Below are 19,972 nucleotides of genomic sequence, written 5' to 3' on the forward strand. Positions count from 1 at the left end.
ATGCGCCCGCGCAGCCGGGACAATGGGCGTCTGCGCCGTGCGCGGCGCCCTTTCCTTTTTCAGCCAAAGAGTTGCCCATGTCCATCGTTCGCATGACCGACCTCGATCTCTCCGGCAAGCGCGTGCTGATCCGCCAGGACCTCAACGTGCCGATCGAGAATGGCAACATCACCTCCGAGCAGCGCATCACCGCATCGTTGCCGACGTTGAAGATGGCGCTGGAGAAGGGCGCGGCGGTCATGGTCATGTCGCACCTGGGACGGCCGAAGGAAGGCGTGTGGAGCGACGCGGATTCGCTGGCGCCGGTGGCGCTGCGGCTCTCGCATCTGCTCGGTGTGAACGTACCGCTGGTGCGCGACTGGGTCGACGGTGTCGAGGTCGCGCCCGGCGAGATCGTGCTGCTGGAAAATTGCCGCATGAACGTCGGCGAAGCCAAGGACGATGAAGCGCTGGCGAAGAAGTATGCGGCGCTGTGCGACGTGTTCGTCATGGATGCCTTCGGCACCGCGCACCGTGCGCAGGCCTCCACCCACGGCGTGATCCGCTTCGCCCCCGTCGCCGCTGGCGGTCCGCTGCTGATGGCCGAGCTGGACGCGCTGGCCAAGGCCCTGCACGCCCCGGCAACGCCGCTGCTGGCGATCGTGGCCGGCAGCAAGGTCAGCACCAAGCTTGAGCTGCTCTCCAGCCTGGTCGGCAAGGTCGACCAGCTGATCGTCGGCGGCGGCATCGCCAACACCTTCATCGCCGCGGCCGGTTACCCGGTCGGCAAGTCGCTGTACGAGCCGGACCTGCTGGACACGGCGAAGCAGATCGTCGCCGACGCCAAGGCGCGCGGCGCCGAGATCCCGCTGCCGACCGACGTGGTGGTGGCCAAGCAGTTCCTGCCCGATGCCGAGGCCACGGTGAAGGCGCTGGCCGATGTGGCCGAGGATGACCTGATCCTGGACATCGGCCCGGACACCGCCCGGCACTACGCCGGGTTGATCGCCAAGGCCGGCACCGTGGTCTGGAACGGCCCGGTCGGCGTGTTCGAGTTCGAGGCCTTCAGCCACGGCACCCAGGCGCTGGCGCAGGCGATTGCCGCCTCGTCGGCGTTCTCCATCGCCGGCGGCGGGGACACCCTGGCGGCGGTGGACAAGTACGACATCGCCGATCAGATCAGCTACATCTCCACCGGCGGCGGCGCGTTCCTGGAGTTCCTGGAAGGCAAGACCCTGCCGGCCGTGGCCGCGCTCGACGCACGGGGCGCGTGATGGCGACCGTGGGGCGTCACGCCGATGCCGGGCGGGATGTCCTGTTCTTCGATCTGGATGGCACGMTGATCGACTCGGCGGTCGGCATCACCCAGTGCGTGGCGCATGCGCTCACGCAGATGGGCAAGCCGGTGCCGCCGCAGGAAGAACTGCGGCGCTGGATCGGCCCGTCGCTGCGCACCAGTTTCGCGCCGCTGTTCGCCGATCCGGCCGATGTCGAGCAGGCGGTGACGTATTACCGCGAGCGTTTCGACGTGGTCGGCTGGCGCGAACACGAGGTCTACCCGCGCATCGGCCAGGTCGTGCAGGCCCTGCATGATCGCGGCCATCGGCTGGCCATCGTCACCGCCAAGAACGAGCCGCATGCGCGGCGCATCGTCGAGCACCTGCCGTTCGGCAGCTGCTTCGAGGACGTGATCGGGGCGACCATCGATGGCAGCCGCAGCGAGAAGCCGCAGCTGGTGGCCGAGGCGCTGCAGCGGCTGTCACTGGTCCCGCAGCAGTGCTGGATGATCGGCGACCGGCGCATGGWTATCGCCGGTGCGCGCCATCACAACATGCGCAATATCGGCGTGTTGTGGGGTTTTGGCGGGGCCCAGGAGCTGCAGGAAGCCGGTGCGCAGCATCTGGCCAACGCGCCGGATGACCTGCTGACCGTGCTCGCCTGACCGCTGCGGCGGCGTCCCGTACGCCGCCGCATGTCGTGCGCAAAGCCAATCGTGTCGGGGCTTGTCGCCATTCGCGCGTCGGCCGATGTCCGCGCGGCGGTCCGGCGCTGTCTGCGGGACATCGGACAAACCCAGACACCGCAAGGCTGTAAACGTATTCATGGGACGTGAAGGGTGTGCTAATTTCGATCCTTTCCCGGGAGCCCATTTACCATGATTGAGCGTCAGCGCCGTACCAAGATCCTTGCCACCCTCGGACCGGCAACCGACCCGCCGGGCGTGCTGGAGGATCTCTTCCGCGCCGGCGTGAACGTGGTTCGCCTCAACTTCAGTCACGGTGATCCGTCCGGCCAGGCCAAGCGTGCCGCCGACGTGCGCGCCGCCTCGCAGCGGGTGGGCGTGGAAGTGGGCATCCTGGCCGATCTGCCGGGCCCGAAGATCCGCATCGAGCGCTTCGCCGAAGGCAAGATCCACCTCAAGGCGGGTGACCGCTTCGACCTGGTCGCCTCGGCGACGCCGCCGCCGGGTGACACCACCCAGGTGGGCGTGAGCTACCTCGGCCTGCCGCAGGACGTGGCCGCCGGTGACGTGCTGCTGCTCGACGATGGCCTGATGCAGCTGCAGGTGATCGAAGTGCAGGGCGAGCGCATCATCAACACCGTGCTCAACGACGGCGTGCTGTCCGACCGCAAGGGCCTGAACAAGCAGGGCGGTGGCTTGTCGCTGGGCGCGCTGACCGAGCGCGACAAGGAACTGATCGGCATCGTGGCCAAGATCGGCGTGGACTTCATCGCCGTCTCGTTCTGCCGCAATGCGCAGGACATGAACGATGCGCGCGAAATCGCCGAATCGCATGGCTGCTATGCCGCGCTGGTGTCCAAGATCGAGCGCACCGAGGCGATCGAGAACCTGGAAGAGATCATCGACGCCAGCGACGTGGTCATGGTCGCGCGTGGTGACCTGGGCGTGGAAATCGGCGATGCCGAGCTGCCGGGCCTGCAGAAGAAGATCATCAAGGCCTCGCTGGCGCAGAACAAGGTGGTGATCACCGCCACCCAGATGCTGCAGTCGATGGTCGAAAGCCCGATCCCGACCCGCGCCGAAGTGCTGGACGTGGCCAACTCGGTCATCGACGGTACCGATGCGGTGATGCTGTCGGCCGAAACCGCCGCCGGTGCCTACCCGGTCAAGGCCGTCGAAGCGATGGCGCGCATCTGCCTGGGTGCCGAGCGTCAGTTCCAGACCGAGACCGATTTCGGCGCCTCGCCGCGCGGGCTGGAGCGTGCCGACCAGGCCATCGCCATGGCCACCATGTTCCTGTCCCAGCACGTGGGCGTGCGCGCGATCGTGGCAATGACCGAATCCGGTGGCACCGCGCGCTACCTGTCGCGTTTCCGTGCCTCGGCACCGGTGTTCGCGGTGACCCGCCATGACGGCGCGCGCCGCCAGATGGCGCTGATGCGCGATGTGTTCCCGATCAACTTCGACAGCCGCGGCTTCACCCCGCGCGAAGCGGCCCGCGGCAGCATCCGCCTGCTGGTGGAAGCCAACCAGCTGCAGGCCGGCGACCGCGTGGTGTTCACCAGCGGTGAGCACATGGAAACCCACGGCGCCACCAACACCCTGCGCCTGCTGGAAGTGGGCGAAGACGGTCGCGCCAGCGGCCTGGGCGACCTGTAAGGGGAGGGCCGGGCGACGCCCGGCAGTGCAGCACACGGCGGCGCGGCGGAAACGTCGCGCCGTCACACGTTGGCCATCTGAAAGCGTTTCCAGATTCCGTGGACGGTCAGTTCACGGAAGGCGGGAGCTATAATTGCGGTTTTCCCGCACCCGCCACAGGAAATACATGAGCATCGAACAGCTGGCTGAAACCGCCCAGGCCATGGTCGCCCCGGGCAAGGGCATCATCGCGATCGACGAATCCACCGGCACCATCGGCAAGCGCTTCGCCAGCGTCGGCCTGGAGAACACCGAAGAGAACCGTCGCGCCTACCGCGAGATGCTGCTCACCACGCCGAAGCTGAACGAGCATATCTCCGGCGCGATCCTGTACGACGAGACCATCCGTCAGTCCACCAAGGATGGCGTGCCGTTCGCCAAGTACATGGCCGACCACGGCATCATCCCGGGCATCAAGGTCGACARGGGTGCCCACCCGCTCGCCGGCTGCCCCGGTGAGATGGTGACCGAGGGCCTGGACGGCCTGCGCGAGCGCCTGCAGGAGTACTACAAGCTGGGTGCGCGCTTCGCCAAGTGGCGTGCGGTGATCAACATCGGCGAGAGCATCCCGTCGGGTACCTGCATCGAGTCCAACGCCCACGCGCTGGCCCGTTATGCGGCGCTGTGCCAGGAATGCGGCCTGGTGCCGATGGTCGAGCCGGAAGTGATCATGGACGGCGACCACGACATCGAGACGTGCTACGAAGTCACCGAAGCGACCCTGCGTTCGCTGTTCGACGCGCTGTACCAGCAGAACGTGCTGCTGGAAGGCACCATCCTGAAGGCCTCGATGGTCATCTCCGGCAAGGGCTGCGAAGAGCAGGCCGACGTCGAGGAAGTGGCCGAGTCGACCGTGATGTGCCTCAAGAGCACCGTGCCGGCGATCCTGCCGGGCGTGGTGTTCCTGTCCGGCGGCCAGAGCGATGAGCAGTCCACCGCACACCTGGATGCCATGAACCAGATGGGCAACCTGCCGTGGCCGCTGAGCTTCTCCTACGGCCGCGCCATGCAGCAGGCCGCGCTGAAGCTGTGGGCCAAGGACACCAAGGCCAACATCGCCAAGGCACAGCAGACCGTGTACGACCGCGCCAAGGAAAACGGCCAGGCGGCACTGGGCAAGTGGAACGGCTGATACCGGCCTGACCGCACATGAAGAAACGCCGGCCTCGCGCCGGCGTTTTTTTTGGTGGGGTAGAGCCACCCCATGGGTGGCTGCGCGCGGTGCTTGGGTGGCTGTGCGCGGTGCCTGCGGGGGGCTGTGCGCAACGCCCGGATGGCTGCGCGCGGTGCCTGATCGCAAGCAGGCAGCAGCCACGCATGGCGTGGCTCTACCCGTCGCGGTCTGGCACGATGCGATCCACATTGCCCGGATGGATGCCATGATCGTGCGACGCTGCGTTGGGGTGTTGGTGTTACCGCTGCTGTTTGGTTGCTGCGTGGTACACGCTATGCCGCCACGCGGTTTCGACGTGCTGCACTACAGCGTGGCGCTGGTGCCCGATATCGCCGCCAAGCGCGTGCGGGGGCAGCAGACCGTTCGTTTCAGGGCGGTGCAGACGCTGTCCACGCTCACGCTCGATGCGGGCACACTCGAGGTGACGTCGGTGAAGCAGGGCGGTCGCGCGCTTGCCTTTGTGCAGGCCGATCAGCAGCTGCACATCACACTGGCCACGCCGCTGAAGCCCGGTGCGTCGGCCGAGCTGCAGATTCTCTACCACGGTGCGCCGGCGTTCGGCCTGACGTTCGCCCCCGAGCGCGAGGAGGTCTACACGATCTTCTCCACCAGCCAGTGGATGCCCTCGGTGGATGCGCCCGATGAGCGCGCCACGCTGGATCTGTCGGTAACGTTGCCGCCGGCGCTGCTGGCCACCGGCACCGGCCGCGCGCTGCCCACGCGCACGTTGGCCGATGGACGCCGGGAACATCGCTGGCGGCTGGACACGCCGATGCCCGGTTACGTGTATGGCTTCGCGGCCGGCCGCTACCAGCAGGCCACGCAGCAGCAGGGTCCGGTGCAGCTGCGTTTCCTGTCGGTGGACCGCACGCCGGCGCAGCTGCGGACGGTGTTCGTGCGTACCGGCGACATGCTCGGCTTCTTCGCGGCACGCGCCGGGCTGCCATATCGCGGTGACTATCAGCAGGCGCTGGTGGCAAGCACCATCGGGCAGGAAATGGCGGGTGTGTCGTTGATGTCCGAGGCGTACGGCCAGGAGGTACTCGACGATGCCGACCAGACCGCGTTGATGGCACATGAGGCCGCGCACCAATGGTGGGGCAACCGGGTCACCTGCGCCGGCTGGGAGCATTTCTGGCTCAACGAGGGCATGGCCAACTTCATGACCGCCGCTTACCTGCAGCAGGCGCAGGGCGAGGTCGCCTACCAGGCGCAGGTGGAAGGCTGGCGCAAGCGCTTGGATGCGCTACGGGCCAAGGGCGCGGACCACGCGCTGGTGTATGCCGATTGGAACGCCCCTACCGCCGATGACCGCGCGGTGGTCTACCGCAAGGGCGCCTACGTGCTGCACCTGCTGCGCGGCGAACTCGGCGAAGCGGTGTTCTGGCGCGGCCTGCGCGACTACACCGTCACCAACGACGGACGCTCGGTGGTCACCGCCGATTTCCAGCGGGCCATGGAGAAGGCCGCTGGGCATTCGCTGCAACCGTTCTTCGACGAATGGGTCTATACCGCTGGATCAGCGACGCGGTGACCGGTCTGCGACGCTGGCAAGTCCCTCAGGCGGCAGAGTGCGGCCAGGCGAAGATTCACAAAGCGGGCGGGCGCAGCGTCCACGCTAGGGTCGCCGCGCGGTCGACTGTACGTGCGCTGCGTTATCGCGATCGTGGGCTGTATGCCGGCCGGACACAGCGGGTCGCGAAAAGCCCGCTACGTTCCATCGCCATGCCGGCATTGAACAGTGTCCGAGGGTCGGCAGTCGGCAGGGGGTAACCCTACCTTGGCAACGGCAACGGCAACGTCGATCGCTCCAGCTCTGGCAAGATGACCGGCGTTCGCTCCCTCAGTGCGCCGCAGCCGGCGGCAGCCCAAGCTCCAGCGACGGCAGCAGCGTTGACGGTGGCGCCTCGAACGGTTGGCCCAGCGTGGCCAACGCGGACTGGTACGCCTTGAACGTCGCTGCGTTGTAGGCCACCAGAATGATGCGCTGCGGTTCGCGGTGCGAGCGCTGCCAGGCGACGGTTTCGGTGGCGGCGATCAGCGCGGCCTGGTGCAGCGGGTACCCGAACACCCCGCAACTGATGGCCGGGAAGGCGATCGAATGCAGGTCCATCTTTTCAGCCAGCTGCAGCGACTTCCAGTAACAGTTGGCCAGCAGCGCCGGTTCGTCGCGCTGGCCGTCCTGCCAGACCGGGCCGACGGTGTGGAAGATATGCCGCGCCGGCAGGTTATGACCGGCGGTGGCACGCACCTCGCCCGTCGGGCAGCGCACGCCCGGCCGGATCTGCGCCATGGCTTCGCATTCGGCCAGCAAGCCTGGGCCGGCCGCACGATGGATCGCGCCGTCCACGCCGCCCCCGCCGAGCAGGGATTCGTTGGCCGCATTGACGATCGCATCCACCGCCAGGGTCGTGATGTCGCCCTGCCACACTTCGATCTTCATGCGTACCACTCCTGACTGAAACCGGGTCCATGCAACGGGATGTCGCCTTGTTACTGCACCGTACCGGGCAGCAGGTCGAGGTTGCGTCATCATCGTCTCAGGCAGTGCGACCCGGTGTGCACTGCCTTGCAAATACACGATGCGGGGTGTCGGCTTCACCCCAGATGAAGCAAACCCCGACACCTGAATGCGACAACGCCCACCGAAGGGTGGGCGTCGCGGGGTGCCATGATGACAACGCGGCGATCAGGGCAGACCGGCCAGCCAATCGTCGTCGGAGCCTTCGATGATGTCGGCAAACAGCGGGGTGGAGAAGTAGCGCTCGCCGGTGTCCGGCAGCATCGCCAGGATCACGCTGCCCTTCTCGGCACGCGCGGCGATGTCCAGCGCGCTGGCCATGGTGGCACCGGCGGAGATACCGACGAAGATGCCTTCCTCGGCGGCGAGCCGGCGCGCGGTTTCGATCGCGCGGGTGTCCTCGATGGTCAGCAGTTCGTCATACACGCTGCGGTTGAGCACCTCGGGCACGAAGTCCGGGGTCCAGCCCTGGATCTTGTGCGGCTTCCATTCGTCGCCCTTGAGAAGGGCGGCGCCGGCCGGTTCGGTCGCCACGATGCGGGTCTCCGGGCGGGCCACCTTGAGTACTTCGCCCACGCCGGTCAGGGTGCCGCCGGTGCCCCAGCCGGTGACGAAGTAGTCCAGGCGCTTGCCGGCGAAGTCGCGCAGGATTTCCGGCGCGGTGGTGTTGCGGTGGTAGGCCGGGTTGGCGGGGTTGGCGAACTGGCTGGCCAGGAACCAGCCGTGTTCGTCGGCCAGTTCCTTCGCGCGGCGGACCATGCCCGAGCCGCGTTCGGCGGCCGGAGTCAGGATCACCTTGGCCCCGTACGCGCGCATCAGCTTGCGACGCTCGATCGAGAAGGTCTCCACCATGGTGGCCACGAACTTGTAACCGCGCGCGGCCGCCACCATCGCCAACGCCACGCCGGTGTTGCCCGAGGTCGCTTCGACAATCGTGTCGCCGGGCTTGAGGACGCCGCGTGCCTCGGCATCGAGAATGATCGCCAGCGCCAGGCGGTCCTTGACCGAGCCACCGGGATTGAACGATTCCACTTTGGCGTAGACGCTCACGTGGTCGGGGGCGATGCGGTTCAGGCGTACCACCGGGGTATTGCCGATGGTGTCCAGAATGGAGTTGTACAGGGCCATGGGATGCTCCGAAGAAGTCCGTTCACCGCGCGCGGCGCGGCAGGGGGAGAGGGCAGGGCAGACCGTAGACCCGGCATATGCCCCCGGGAAATGACCTGATACCCTTCTTAAACAACATTTGGTTATAAGCTGGTGACGGCAATTGCCCTACAGTCGGATTGCCCTCCCTTTGCCAGCCGTGCCGCACGCCCATGACGCTGACCCAACTCCGTTATCTGGTGGCCATCGCCGACGCCGAGCTCAACATCACGCTGGCGGCCTCGCGCGTGCATGCCACCCAACCCGGCCTGTCCAAGCAGCTCAAGCAGCTGGAGGATGAACTGGGCTTCCTGTTGTTCGTGCGCAAGGGTCGCAGCCTCGAAGCGGTGACCCCGGCCGGGGTGGAAGTGATCGGCCGCGCCCGCGCCGTGCTGTCTGAAGCCAACAACATCCGCACCTACGCGGCCAACCAGCGTCGCGAAAGCCAGGGCCAGCTGATCCTCACCACCACCCATACCCAGGCGCGCTTCGTGCTGCCGCCGGCGGTGGCGAAGATCAAGCAGGCCTATCCGCAGGTGAGCGTGCACCTGCAGCAGGCTGCCGAAAGCGATGCGCTGGACCTGCTCAGCCAGGGTGATGCGGACATCGCGATCATCAGCACCGCGGGCGGTGAGCCCAACGCCGGCCTGGCCATTCCGCTGTACCGCTGGCGCCGACTGGTGCTGGTGCCGCGCGGGCATGCGCTGGACCGCCCGGGCGCGGCACCGGACCTGCAGGCGCTGGCCAACCACCCGCTGATCAGCTACGAATCCTCTACCCGCGGCAGCTCCTCGCTGCAGCGGGCCTTCGCCAGTGCCGGGCTGACGCCGGACATCGCGCTGACCGCGTTGGACGCGGACCTGATCAAGACCTACGTGCGCACCGGCCTGGGCGTGGGGCTGCTGGCGGAAATGGCGGTCAATGCCAGCGACGACGACCTGCGTGCGTGGCCGGCCCCGGCCCCGATCGACGAGTGCATCGCCTGGGCGGTGCTGCCGCGTGATCGCGTCCTGCGCGACTACGCGCTGGAGCTGGTGCACGTGCTTGCCCCACAGATCGATACCCGCGACCTGCGCCGGGTGATCGACGGCAACCAGGAGGCCAACTGGCCGCTGCCCCCCACCTGGGAATCGCTGACGCAGACCATCACCGTCTGAGAAGCGACGGTGATGGCCGCGCATGCTTCCTCTACCCCGCGCCGTTGGCGCGCCCGCTTCAACAGAAGGGGGCTTTTCTCCAGAAGGGTTGAGGCGTTCGGTGGGCGCTTCGAACGGGCCGCTGCGACGGTTGGTCGCAGGGCTCCGGGCTGCCCTGCCCAAGGTCGGGCGCTACCATGAGGGGGTGAACGTCCGCCGTCGCCCGTATGCCGTCTTTCTTCAGCTTGCCTTCGTGGCGACGCTGCTGATGGCGCTGGCGCCGCTGGTCAGCCGCTGGCAGCAGGCGCACGCCGAGGCACCGGTGATGCTCATGCCGACCGGGATGGCCCACGCGATGTCGGGGCCGTTGGATGCCCACGCCGGACACGTCATGGCGCATCAGGACATGCAGCACGACGGCACGCAGCGCCATCACATGGCGACGCAGCCGATGCCGGTGCACACCATGCAGGGCGCTCACGAGCAAGCGGCACCGTCGCCGCCGATGAGCGAGMACGCCGGGCATGGCGACGCCTGCGAGTACTGCATGATGGCCTCGCGGCTGATGCCGTGGCTGGCGGTGCTGATCCTGCTGTTGCCGGCGATGCCGGTCATCGCGCCGCGCGCGTGTCGCGCGGTGCCCACGCCACGCAGCCTGCGCTGGCCTGCCCACGCCGCGCGTGGCCCGCCCGCGCGCTCCTGAAAGCCACCGCCCTTCCTGCCCGTGTCGCCGTGATGGCGGCGCATGCCTGCGTGCTTTTCTGGAGTTTCACCATGACTGTTGCTTCCCGCAGCGCGGGCGCACTGACGCGCCTGTCTGTTTCCCTGTCGCTGGCCCTGGCGGCGCTGCCGCTGCATGCCGCCAATGACGACGCCCGCACCCTCGACACCCTGGTGGTGACCGCCAGCGCGCCATCCTCGCCGCTGCACTGGGTCACCGACCCACGCCTGCCGCGCCAGCCGGTCCCGGCCAGCGACGGCGCCGATTACCTCAAGACGGTTCCTGGCTTTGCCGCCATCCGCAACGGCGGTACCAACGGTGATCCGGTCCTGCGCGGCATGTTCGGCTCACGCCTGAACATCGTCAGCAACGAAGGCAACCTGATCGGCGCGTGTCCGTCGCGCATGGACAACCCGCTGTCCTACATCGCCCCGGAAACCTTCGACCGGTTGACCATCATCAAGGGGCCGCAGAGCGTGCGCTGGGGTGCCGGTGCGTCGGCTGGCACGGTGCGCTTCGAGCGCGATACCCCGCGCTTCGATGCCCCGGGCATCGACCTCAACGCCAGTGCGCTGGTCGGCTCGCGCAACCGCAACGACCAGGTGCTCGACCTCACCGCCGGTGCCTCGCAGGGCTACGTGCGGGTCAACGGCAACCGCTCCGAAGCGGACGATTACAAGGACGGTAACGGCGACGTCGTGCCATCCAAGTGGCGCAAGTGGAACAGCGACGTCGCCGTCGGCTGGACGCCCGATGCGGACACCGTGCTGGAGCTGTCGGCCGGCACCGGCGACGCCATCGCCCGCTATGCCGGCCGTGGCATGGATGGCGCCGCGTTCAAGCGCACCAGCTATGCGGGCCGCGTCGAGAAGGACAACCTGCCCGGCGCCTGGGACAAGCTGCTGGCCAACGTGTATTACAACGACGCCGACCACGTAATGGACAACTACACCCTGCGCACGCCCAACCCGGACAGCAGCATGCCGATGCCGATGGCGGCCAATGTCGATCGCCGCACGACGGGCGGCCGCATCGCCTCGGAGTGGCGCTGGCAGGACATCGCCCTGGTGGCCGGCGTCGATGCGCAGGACGGCCGCCACCGCAGCCGCAGCGGCATGGGTCGCAACACCTATCGCCAGCAGTCCTGGAACACCGACGCGCGCTTCGAAAACCTGGGTGCCTTCACCGAAATCACCCTTGGCGAAGGCACGGCGCAGCGCTGGGTCGGCGGCCTGCGCATTGACCGCGCCGAGGTCACCGACGAACGCCGTCGCGCCGGGATGATGGCCATGCCCAATCCAACCGCCGGCCAGCAGCGCCGCGAAGACCTGGGCAGCGGCTTCCTGCGCATCGAACGCGATCTCGCCCCATCGCTGACCTGGTATGCGGGCATCGGCCACAGCGAGCGCATGCCCGACTACTGGGAGCTGTTCTCGCCCGACATGGGACCGATGGGCGCGGCGAACGCGTTCGCCGGTATCCAGCCGGAAAAAACCACCCAGCTCGACCTTGGCCTGCAATACCGCAGTGACCGCCTCAACGCCTGGGTATCGGCCTACGCCGGCCGGCTGCAGGACTACATCCTGTTCGCCTACCGGGAGGGCGGCATGATGGGCAGCATGACTCAGGCCGACAACGTGGACGCGCGCATCGCCGGCGCCGAAGCCGGCGCGGAATTGGTCCTCACCGAACAGTGGAAACTCGGCGGTACGCTCGCCTACGCATGGGGCGAAAACCGCAGCGACGGCACGCCGCTGCCGCAGATGCCGCCGCTGGAGGCGCGCGTGAGCGCCAACTGGCAGGGCCAGCGCTGGAGCATGGGCGCACTCGCCCGCGCCGTCGCCCACCAGCACCGCGTCGCCGCCAACCAGGGCAATGTCGTGGCACGCGACCTCGGCCCCAGCGCCGGCTTCGCCACTCTCGCGCTCAACGCCGGCTACCGCCTCAGCGATGCGCTGCAGCTCAGCGCGGGTATCGACAACCTGTTCGATCGCGCCTACAGCGAGCACCTGAACCTGGCCGGCAGCGCCGATTTCGGCTTCCCCGCTGATCCGATCCGGATCAACGAGCCGGGCAGGACGGTGTGGATGAAGGTGAATTACCGCTATTGAGCACGCCGGAGAATCCGCCGTTCGCCAGCAAGGCACGGGTATCGACCGTTGGTGGTACCTGTGCGGGAATTCAAGGGCAGCCGACCAGCGGTCGGTCCGAGGTCAGCCGACCGACGGTCGGTTCAAGGGCAGCCGACCAACGGTCGGCTCTACGGGGCTTCGGCGCACGACATTGGCCTCCCGCGGGGCGTTGACGTCATCCGACACGCTCTGACACACACCGATACACCCCTCGACCACCCCAGCACGAAAGGCGTTGCCCCCGTCACCGGTCGCCCTGCCGGCCCCGGTAAACGCTTGGCACATATGCCCGGTCAGCCCCGACCCGTACACTCGGCGGTCGTGGAATTAACGGGATTTTTTCAAATGTCGGGACGCATCACCGCGCGCATCGCCGCTGGCCTCACCCTGGCCTTCCTGGTCGGGTGCAGCAGCAAGGACGACGCCGCGCGCCGGCCGGCAGACGCCGTACCGGTCACCACCCAGGTGGTGCAGCCCTCGGCGTGGAATGACACCCTCCAGGCGCTGGGCACGGCCAAGGCCCGTGAATCGGTGACCATCACCGCCAAGGTCAGCGAAATCATCGAAACCGTGCACTTCGACAGCGGCCAGCAGGTCAGAGCCGGCACGCCGCTGGTGACCTTGCGGGGGCAGGCACAGGAGGCGGCCCTGCTGCAGGCCCAGGCCACCTTCGCCGAAGCGGACCAGCTGTACAAGCGCCAGCGCGAACTGGCCGCCCAGCAACTCGTCGCCAGCGCCACCCTGGACACCCAGCGCGCCATCCGCGATGCGGCCGAAGCCCGGGTGCGCGAAATGCAGTCGGACATCGGCGACCGCCGGGTCCGCGCGCCCTTCGCCGGCGTGCTCGGCATCCGTCAGGTAAGCGCCGGCTCGCTGGTCACCCCCAGCACCACCATCGCCACGCTGGATGACATCGAGCGCATGCACGTCGACTTCCAGGTGCCCGAAGCCGAACTGGCCAGCCTCACCACCGGCGACAAGGTCACTGCCAGCAGCGTCGCCTATCCGGGCCGCAGCTTTGAAGGCACGGTGGCCACCATCGATACCCGCGTCGATCCCGGCACCCGCGCGGTCACCGTCCGCGCCGACTTCATCAATGCCGACCACGCCCTGCGTCCCGGCATGTTGCTGGACATCCGCATGTTCCGCCCGGAACGACAGGCGCTGGTCATCCCCGAAATCGCCGTGGTCCAGGTCGGTCGCGATTCCTTCGTCTACCGGGTCAAGGCCGACCACAGCGTCGAGCGCAGCGACGTCAGCAGCGGCGCCCGCCGCGCCGGCGTGGTGGAAATTCTCAGCGGGCTCAAGCCCGGCGACCGCATCGTGGTGGACGGCACCGGCAAACTGCGGCCGGGCCTGAAGGTCGACGACCGCCCCGACACCGCGCCCGCCGCCAAGCCCGCGGACCCGGCAGGATGAAGCTGTCCGACGTCTCCATCCAGCGCCCGGTCTTTGCCGTGGTGATGAGCCTGCTGCTGGTCGTGCTGGGCATCATGTCCTTCACCCGGCTGACCCTGCGCGAGCTGCCGGCCATCGATCCGCCGATCGTGTCGGTGTCGGTCGATTACACCGGCGCCTCGGCGGCGGTCATCGAAAGCCGGGTCACCCAGGTGCTGGAAGACGCGCTGGCCGGCATCGAAGGCATCGATACCATCAACGCGCGCAGCTCCAACGGCCGCGCCCAGGTGAGCATCGAGTTCAACGCCAGCCGCGATATCGAAGCGGCTGCCAACGACGTGCGCGATGCGGTCAGCCGCGTCGCCGACCGCATGCCCGAAGAGGCGCGTCCGCCGGAAATCGCCAAGGTCGAATCCGATGCCGACCCGATCATCTGGTTCAACATGGCGTCCTCGAGCATGGACACCCTGGAGCTGAGCGACTACGCCGACCGCTATGTGGTGGATCGCTTCTCAAGCCTGGATGGCGTAGCCCAGGTCCGCATCGGCGGCCGCCAGCGCTACGCCATGCGCATCTGGCTGGACCGCGACCAGATCGCTGCCCGCGGCCTCACCGTGGGGGATGTGGAAACCGCGCTGCGCAATGAAAACGTGGAACTGCCCGCCGGCCGCATCGAATCGACCGACCGTGATTTCACCCTGCGCGTGGAGCGCAACTACAGCAAGCCCGAGGACTTTGCGACCATCCCGCTGGGCAAGGGCAACGACGGCTACGTGGTACGCCTGGGGGACGTGGCGAAGATCGAACTGGCCTCCTCCGAACGCCGCGCCTACTACCGCAGCAACGGCGAGCCGGGCATCGGCCTGGGCATCGTCAAAACCTCCACCGCCAACGCACTGGACGTGGCCCGTACCGCGCGCGCCGAGGCCGAGCGCGTCGCACTGACCCTGCCCGAAGGCACCCGCATCTTCGTCGCCTTCGACAACACCACCTTCATCGAAGCAGCCGTGGACCGCGTCTACGCCACCCTGGTGGAGGCGATGCTGCTGGTGCTGGCGGTGATCTGGCTGTTCCTGGGCAGCTTCCGCGCCGCGCTGATTCCTGCGGTAACCGTACCGGTGTGCCTGGTCGCCGCGTTCATCGCGCTGTACGCCTTCGGCTTCTCGATCAATCTGCTGACCCTGCTTGCCCTGGTGCTGTGCATCGGGTTGGTCGTCGATGATGCGATCGTGGTGGTGGAGAACGTGCAGCGGCGTATCGACCTGGGCGAGCCGCCGCTGGTGGCCTCCAAGCGCGGTACCGCGCAGGTCGCCTTCGCGGTGATCGCCACGACCGCCGTGCTGGTAGCGGTGTTCCTGCCGGTGGGCTTCCTGGAAGGCAATACCGGCCGCCTGTTCCGCGAACTGGCCGTCGCCCTGGCCGCCGCGGTGGCGCTGTCGGCGTTCGTCTCGCTCACGCTTACCCCGATGATGGCGTCCAAGCTGCTCAAGCCGCATTCCGGGCGCGCCCCGCGCGGCCTGCACGGCGTCATCGATCGCAGCTTGGCACGTGTGTCCGGCGCCTATGGCCGCGTGCTGGAAAAGCACATCGGTCGCACCTGGATCTACGTAGTGGTGATGTTGCTGTCGCTGCTGGCCAGCGCCCTGCTGCTCAAGCTGCTGCCCTCCGAGCTGGCCCCGGCCGAAGACCGCGGCTCGTTCCAGATCATGATCGACGGCCCCGAAGGCGCCGGCTACGACTACACCGTCGGCCAGGTGCAGCAGGTGGAGAAGATCGTGTCCGGCTTCGTCGGCGACGACAAGCCGATCGTGCGCGCCAACCCGCGCGTGCCCGGCGGTTTCGGGGCCAGCGAGGAAATGCACACCGGCCGCATCAGCGTGTTCCTGCAACCGTGGAAACAGCGCGAGGTGGCCACCCCGGACGTCGCCGCCGACCTGCAGAAGCACCTGGATGGCCTGCGCGGCGTGCGCGTGCGCACCCAGGTGGGCGGCGGGCTGGTCCGCAGCCAAGGCCAGCCGTTCCAGATCGTGCTCGGCGGGCCCGAGTACGCCGAGATCGCGCAGTGGCGCGACCGCATGCTGCTGCGCATGGCCGACAACCCCGGCCTGGTCGGCGTGGACTCGGACTACAAGGAAACCCGGCCGCAGATGCGGGTCAACATCGATCGCCAGCGCGCCGCCGACATGGGCGTATCGGTCACCGCGATCGGCAGCGCGCTGGAAACCATGATGGGCTCGCGCCGCGTCACCACCTTCGTCGACAACGGCGAGGAGTACGACGTGCTGGTCCAGGCCGGTCGCGATGGCCGTGCCTCGCCGGCCGACCTGGCCGCCATCCGTGTCCGTGCCAGTAACGGCGAACTGGTGCCGCTGTCCAATCTGGTCACCCTCAGCGAAGTGGCTGAGGCGGGCAACCTCAACCGCTTCAACCGGCTGCGCTCGATCACCATCAGCGCCGGCCTGGCCCCGGGCTATCCGCTCGGCGAGGCGATTGCCTGGGCGCAGCAGACGGCCAGCGAAGAACTGCCGCAGCACGCGCAGCTGGATTGGAAGGGCGAATCGCGCGAATACCAGAACGCCGGCAGCGCGGTGCTGCTCACCTTCGCCATGGCGCTGCTGGTGGTCTACCTGGTGCTGGCCGCGCAGTTCGAGAGCTTCATCCATCCGCTGGTGATCATGCTGACCGTGCCGTTGGGCGTGCTCGGCGCACTGCTCGGCCTGTATGTCAGTGGCGGCAGCATCAACCTCTTCAGCCAGATCGGCATCGTGATGCTGGTCGGGTTGGCGGCCAAGAACGGCATCCTGATCGTGGAATTCGCCAACCAGCTGCGCGACGAAGGCCGCAACGTCCACGCGGCCATCGTCGAATCGGCGGTGGTGCGCCTGCGTCCGATCCTGATGACCTCCATCGCCACGGTGGTCGGCGCGATCCCGCTGGTGGTGGCCGGGGGGCCGGGGTCGGCCAGCCGCGGCACCATCGGCGTCGTGGTGATCTTCGGCGTCACCGTGTCCACCTTCCTGTCGCTGTTCGTGGTGCCGGCGTTCTACTCGCTGCTGGCCCCGTATACGCGTTCGCCCGAAGCCGTGGCGCGTGAGCTGGAGCGACAGGAGGCGGAGACGCCTTCGGTGGGCGGTCATGCCTGATCCGGCGATCCCCCGCTTCGTCGGTGAGGGTTTCGTGCTGCGCCAAGCCGACGGCGAGCCGGTCGGGCGCGGGCTGCGCGACTGCTTCTCCTATCTGTTTTCTCGGCTGCGCAGCCTGTAGCCCAACGTTGCCGTAGAGGCAGCCGGGCATGGCCCGGCTSTACCGGGCTSGGGKCGCTCSGGRGCAGAGGCAGCCGGGCATGGCCCGGCTCTACCGAGGCTGGGGTYKCTCCGGGGAGAACCGGGCATCCTGCCGGGCCGATGAAGCGCTGCCGCTACCGCAGCGGCCCCCGATCGTGGAGAATCGAGCCGGTCCCCTCCAGCCGACGGGACGTCCTTTATTTTCCGCCGACTGGAGAGAGCGCGTGGAAGCAGCCGTACATTTCGTCAACAGCATCATCTGGAGCAAGGCACTGATCGCGGTGTGCCTGGGCGCCGGCCTGTTCTTCAGCATCCGTACCCGGTTCATGCAGATCCGCGGTTTCTTCGAGATGTGCCGCCTGACCGTGCAGGGCGAGAAGTCCGACGCGGGCGTGTCCTCGTTCCAGGCACTGGCCATGTCGATGGCCGGGCGCATGGGCATCGGCAACATCGCCGGCGTGGCCACCGCCATCGCCTTTGGTGGCCCCGGTGCGATCTTCTGGATGTGGGTGATGGGCTTCCTCGGCGCCTCAACCTCCTATGTCGAGTGCACGCTGGCGCAGATCTACAAGACCAAGGATGCCGAAGGCCGTTACCGCGGCGGCCCGGCGTACTACATCGAAAAGGCCATGGGCCTGAAGTGGTACGCGCTGGCCTTCGCCGTGGCCACGATCATCGCGGCCGGCTTCCTGATGCCGGGTGTGCAGGCCAACGCGATTGCCGACAGCATCATCAACGCCTGCCGCGGCGGCGCGCTGTGCGGCCCGCTGGATGGCCAGTTCATGGGCATGGAATCGGTCCAGGCGCTGAAGCTGGGCATCGGCATCGTGGTGGCGCTGCTGCTGGGCGTGGTCATCTTCGGCGGGGTCAAGCGCATCGCCAATTTCGCCGAGGTGGTGGTGCCGTTCATGGCGGCCGCCTTCATCCTGATGGCCATCGTCATCATGATCATCAACTACGACCGCGTGCCGGTAATGTTCGGCATCATCTTCGACAGCGCCTTCGGCACCCACGCCGCGTTCGGCGCGATGATGGGCCTGGCGGTGGAGTGGGGCATCAAGCGCGGCATCTATGCCAACGAGGCCGGCCAAGGCTCGGGCCCGCATGCTGCGGCCGCTTCGGAGGTCTCACATCCGGCCAAGCAGGGCTACGTGCAGGCCTTTGCGGTCTACTTCGACACCATGATGGTGTGCACCGCCACCGCCTTCCTGATCCTGGCCAGCGGCACGTACAACGTGTACTCGCCGGTGGCCGGTGCCGAACCAATCTTCCAGGGCCTGGCGGGCATCCCCGAAGGTGCCGGCTATGCGCAGGCCGGCGTGGAAGCGGTACTGCCGGGCTGGGGTGCCTCGTTCGTGTCGGTAGCGATCTTCTTCTTCGCCTTCACCACGATCATGGCCTATTACTACATGGCCGAGACCAACCTCAGTTACATCAACCAGAACCGCAAGCGGCCGCTGACCGTGCTGGTGCTGCGCCTGGGCATCATCGGCATGGTGGTGTTCGGCGCGTTCCACAACGCCACCCTGGCCTGGGCGCTGGGCGACATCGGCGTGGGCCTGATGGCCTGGTTGAACATCATCGCCATCCTGATCGTGCAGCGGCCGGCGATGCTGGCCCTGCGCGATTACGAACGACAGAAGAAGCTGGGCCTCGACCCGACCTTCGACCCCGATGCCCTGGGCATCAAGAACGCCGATTTCTGGCGTCAACGCAAGCTGGAGTTGTCCCGTAGTGAATGATCCCTGGAAGAATGCCCGCCGCCCGTCCTCGCGCCCGCCGCGGGCAACCCCGTTGCCCCCGCGCGAGGGCGGCACGCCGCCACCGCCGGGGCGTGGCAACGACGAACTGCGCCTGTACGGGTGGAACGCGGTGCAGGCGCTGTTCGAGAAGCGCCCGCAGGCGCTGCGCAAGCTGTACCTGGCCGAATCGCTGATCCCGCGCATGCAGCCGGTACTCAAGTGGTGCGTGGCCAACCGCGTCGGCTATCGCGTGGTGGAGGAGGGCGACCTCAACAAGCTCGCCGCCACCACCCACCACGAGGGCGTGGTCGCCGACGTGCTGCGCGCGCCGATGCTCGACCTGGATGCGTGGCTGGACACACTGCCTGCCGGCAAGCCTGCGCTGGCGTTGTGGCTGGATGGCGTAGGCAACCCGCACAACTTCGGTGCGATCCTGCGCTCGGCGGCGCATTTCGGCGTGACCGGGCTGCTGCTGCCTCCCGGTTCCACCCTGGCGCTGTCCGGCGCTGCCGCGCGCGTGGCCGAGGGAGGCGCCGAATCGGTGCCGCTGGTGCGTTTGCCGGAACTGCCGCAGGCGATGGCGCAGCTGCGCCAGGCAGGTTTCGGGCTGGCCGCGACGCTGGTTGACGGCGGCAACGACCTGTTCGCCAGCGATGTGCCGGCGCGCCTGGTCTATGTGATGGGCGCCGAAGGCGAGGGCATGGATCGTGAGCTGGCGCAGGACTGCGATCAGCAGCTGTCCATTCCCGGCACCGGTGCGGTGGAGAGTCTCAACGTGGCATCGGCGACAGCGGTGTTGCTGTCGCACTGGTACGCACGCCAGGCACGCTGAGCAGGACGCGGTTTTCGGGTAGCGCACGTGCGCGCTTCTCCAACCCGGTGTGATCGGTGTCACCGATAGCGTCGTGACTACACGGGATTCGGATTATTCGCATAGTGAGCGGCCCATGCGCTGCGTCACAGTGCAAGGCGGTGCTGTGTTGGGTGGGTGAGGAGAGACACCCGCCCAGCGCGGCGCCGTTGTCCGGACCGCAGTACGTCTGTGGCGCTCACCGCGTGGGGTGTGACGAGTCCCGGA

Annotated in this window: 15 protein-coding genes; 13 read left to right on the plus strand and 2 right to left on the minus strand. The window is 67.7% G+C overall.

Going from position 1 to position 19,972, the window contains the following annotated elements:
* The first annotated feature begins 77 nt into the window (after positions 1 to 77).
* The 5 genes from AC1DQP_RS00940 to AC1DQP_RS00960 all read left to right on the plus strand — a co-directional run bounded on the left by AC1DQP_RS00940 (position 78) and on the right by AC1DQP_RS00960 (position 6,348).
* Positions 78 to 1,253 carry a phosphoglycerate kinase gene (locus AC1DQP_RS00940; protein ID WP_256777448.1) on the plus strand — a complete coding sequence of 392 codons (1,176 nt, stop codon included), beginning with the start codon at positions 78 to 80 and terminating at the stop codon, positions 1,251 to 1,253.
* A complete protein-coding gene (locus tag AC1DQP_RS00945; RefSeq protein ID WP_478050956.1) occupies positions 1,253 to 1,921 on the plus strand; it encodes an HAD hydrolase-like protein in 669 nt (222 codons plus the stop codon). The genes AC1DQP_RS00940 and AC1DQP_RS00945 overlap by 1 nt, the downstream gene beginning before the upstream one ends.
* Before the next feature lie 213 nt (positions 1,922 to 2,134).
* Positions 2,135 to 3,601, plus strand: a complete 1,467-nt coding sequence (gene pyk, locus AC1DQP_RS00950; RefSeq protein WP_457317918.1) for a pyruvate kinase — start codon at positions 2,135 to 2,137, stop codon at positions 3,599 to 3,601.
* Between the two features lie 166 nt (positions 3,602 to 3,767).
* On the plus strand, positions 3,768 to 4,772 hold the full coding sequence (locus tag AC1DQP_RS00955) for a class I fructose-bisphosphate aldolase (protein ID WP_478050957.1): 1,005 nt from the start codon (positions 3,768 to 3,770) through the stop codon (positions 4,770 to 4,772).
* Between the two features lie 316 nt (positions 4,773 to 5,088).
* Complete coding sequence (locus tag AC1DQP_RS00960) at positions 5,089 to 6,348, plus strand: M1 family metallopeptidase (RefSeq protein WP_478050958.1); 1,260 nt, start codon at positions 5,089 to 5,091, stop codon at positions 6,346 to 6,348.
* A 309-nt stretch (positions 6,349 to 6,657) separates the two neighbouring features.
* Here AC1DQP_RS00960 and AC1DQP_RS00965 read toward each other — a convergent pair whose 3' ends face one another.
* A complete protein-coding gene (locus AC1DQP_RS00965; RefSeq protein ID WP_457317921.1) occupies positions 6,658 to 7,257 on the minus strand; it encodes an O-acetyl-ADP-ribose deacetylase in 600 nt (199 codons plus the stop codon).
* A gap of 246 nt (positions 7,258 to 7,503) precedes the next feature.
* Positions 7,504 to 8,463 (minus strand): cysteine synthase A, encoded by a 960-nt coding sequence (gene cysK, locus AC1DQP_RS00970; RefSeq protein ID WP_457317922.1) that lies wholly within the window; start codon positions 8,461 to 8,463, stop codon positions 7,504 to 7,506.
* A gap of 191 nt (positions 8,464 to 8,654) precedes the next feature.
* Between cysK and AC1DQP_RS00975 the strand changes: the two genes are divergently transcribed.
* The 8 genes from AC1DQP_RS00975 (at position 8,655) to AC1DQP_RS01010 (ending at position 19,726) form a co-directional block, all read left to right on the plus strand.
* The gene (locus tag AC1DQP_RS00975; protein WP_256777441.1) at positions 8,655 to 9,638 is read left to right on the plus strand and encodes a LysR family transcriptional regulator; all 984 of its coding nucleotides are present in this window, start codon (positions 8,655 to 8,657) and stop codon (positions 9,636 to 9,638) included.
* Between the two features lie 247 nt (positions 9,639 to 9,885).
* Entirely contained in the window at positions 9,886 to 10,320 is a 435-nt protein-coding gene (locus tag AC1DQP_RS00980; RefSeq protein WP_478050959.1) for a hypothetical protein, read from the plus strand.
* A gap of 71 nt (positions 10,321 to 10,391) precedes the next feature.
* Positions 10,392 to 12,449: a TonB-dependent copper receptor gene (locus AC1DQP_RS00985; RefSeq protein WP_457317923.1), complete on the plus strand. Its 2,058-nt coding sequence runs from the start codon at positions 10,392 to 10,394 to the stop codon at positions 12,447 to 12,449.
* Positions 12,450 to 12,815: 366 nt separating this feature from the next.
* Entirely contained in the window at positions 12,816 to 13,889 is a 1,074-nt protein-coding gene (locus AC1DQP_RS00990; protein WP_256777439.1) for an efflux RND transporter periplasmic adaptor subunit, read from the plus strand.
* Positions 13,886 to 17,011, plus strand: a complete 3,126-nt coding sequence (locus tag AC1DQP_RS00995; protein WP_457317924.1) for an efflux RND transporter permease subunit — start codon at positions 13,886 to 13,888, stop codon at positions 17,009 to 17,011. Before AC1DQP_RS00990 ends, AC1DQP_RS00995 begins: the two co-directional genes overlap by 4 nt.
* Positions 17,004 to 17,132, plus strand: a complete 129-nt coding sequence (locus AC1DQP_RS01000) for a hypothetical protein (RefSeq protein WP_457317925.1) — start codon at positions 17,004 to 17,006, stop codon at positions 17,130 to 17,132. The genes AC1DQP_RS00995 and AC1DQP_RS01000 overlap by 8 nt, the downstream gene beginning before the upstream one ends.
* A gap of 244 nt (positions 17,133 to 17,376) precedes the next feature.
* Complete coding sequence (locus AC1DQP_RS01005; RefSeq protein WP_457317926.1) at positions 17,377 to 18,894, plus strand: alanine/glycine:cation symporter family protein; 1,518 nt, start codon at positions 17,377 to 17,379, stop codon at positions 18,892 to 18,894.
* A complete protein-coding gene (locus AC1DQP_RS01010) occupies positions 18,887 to 19,726 on the plus strand; it encodes a TrmH family RNA methyltransferase (protein ID WP_457317927.1) in 840 nt (279 codons plus the stop codon). The genes AC1DQP_RS01005 and AC1DQP_RS01010 overlap by 8 nt, the downstream gene beginning before the upstream one ends.
* The last annotated feature ends 246 nt before the right edge of the window (positions 19,727 to 19,972 follow it).

This window comes from Stenotrophomonas sp. P5_A8, from assembly GCF_056400545.1.